The following is a 1437-nucleotide window of genomic DNA, read 5'->3' as shown; positions in this document are numbered from 1 at the left end:
ATCCCGTGTGCCTCCAGAAATGGGAGTGGGGCGGCAGCAGCAGGACCTACTGCAGCTACCTATCGTGGGAAGACTGCAGGGCTGCCGCGATGGGGTTGTCGGCGATGTGCACGGCCAACCCGTATTGGTCCCCGCCGGATTCAACCGGTCCGGTTCGCGCTCCCCGCGGCCGGTCCGCGCCGGCCGGGTGAGAATCGAAATCCTCTGCGGAATCGGGCCCCGCAGCTTCCATGCGGTTTGACCGCCTCAACGAGAGCGATCAGACTATCACCTGGGTCCCTTCCACTCCTGGAAGGCGTAGGTTGGATTCAAACCGCAGGAATCGATTGTGCCCGAAGCAGTCGCCATACACTGGCTGTAGGTGGAAAACAGGCAGTTGCCCGGGTACCCCCAACGCCGTCCTTGCAGGCAATAACGATCCTGAATCCCGGTCGCCTGTGGCTGGGAGGGGTGGCGATTCTTGCCGTAGGCGGGCGAGCCAGCACCGATCAAGCCGGACAAGGCCACGGCTGCGAACATGGGCACACCGACCACGCGGGACATGAGATCTCTCCGGGTTCGCGAGGGCTAACCAACTGCTATTGGTGAGGCTTGTTCCAGCCCTATCGCGAGGCCGTCCGCCCGTCGCGACATTCTACCCCGAAGCTTTGCTGCATCGCTGCCACGGCTCAGGACCAAGCCGGGTCGATCCAGCCCCGCTATTCCACGCTGCCGGTGCCGCGGCGCAAATCGGCCTCGATCTGCAACCGCGTGCCGCCGCCGAAGCGGGCACGGTAGACCTGAAGGTTCTCCATGATCCGCTGCACGTAGTTGCGCGTCTCGGAGAATGGAATGAGCTCAACCCAGTCCACCGCATCGACCTTGGGATCGCGCGGATCGCCGTACCGGTCGACCCACTTCTTCACGCTGCCCCGGCCGGCATTGTAGGCGGCAAAGGTCATGATGTAGGAGCCGCGATAATCCTCGAGCAGTCCGCCGAGCTCGGCCGAGCCGAGCGTGGCGTTGTAGACCGAATCGTTCTTCAGCCGCCCGAGATCGTAAGTCGCGCCGTGCCGCTTGCAGACATAGCGTGCGGCGTCCGGTGTCACCTGCATCAGCCCATAGGCCTGCGCCGGCGAGACCACCGAGGGATTGAACGCGCTCTCCTGCCGCGCGATCGCATAGACGATGCTGCGCTCGACCTCGGGGCCGATCGGCGTGAACTGCGGGATGCCGTTGACGGGATAGGCGTAGAAGTCGAACGGCAGGCCGCGGTTGAGCGCGGCCTTGCCGAGCAGCAGCATGCCGCGCGCATCGCTGTGGCGCTGGGTCAGCTCACCGAGGCCGGCCAGCGCCTCGGGATCTCCGTTCTCGCCCATGTCGGCGAGCATGGGCACCGCCATCTCGCGTTCGTCGAGCTCGTAAAGCAGCTGCGCGGCGCGCACGATCTCCAGCCGT

At 65.1% G+C, this 1437-nt stretch carries 3 protein-coding genes; 1 reads left to right on the top strand and 2 read right to left on the bottom strand.

What is annotated here, in order from left to right; genetic code table 11:
- Positions 1-5: 5 nt before the first annotated feature.
- Entirely contained in the window at positions 6-191 is a 186-nt protein-coding gene (locus AC1D00_RS40945; protein ID WP_477014624.1) for a DUF3551 domain-containing protein, read from the top strand.
- Between the two features lie 76 nt (positions 192-267).
- On the opposite strand, the gene AC1D00_RS40940 is transcribed toward AC1D00_RS40945, so the two are convergent.
- Positions 268-543, bottom strand: coding sequence for a DUF3551 domain-containing protein (locus AC1D00_RS40940; RefSeq protein ID WP_477014623.1), 276 nt, complete (start codon positions 541-543; stop codon positions 268-270).
- A 155-nt stretch (positions 544-698) separates the two neighbouring features.
- A partial coding sequence (locus AC1D00_RS40935; RefSeq protein ID WP_477014622.1) for a lytic transglycosylase domain-containing protein occupies positions 699-1437 on the bottom strand: 739 nt, incomplete at its 5' end.

The organism is Bradyrhizobium sp. P2_E8, from assembly GCF_056403875.1.
Note: the sequence above shows the minus strand (reverse complement) of the source record. Positions and strands in the feature narration are given on the sequence as shown.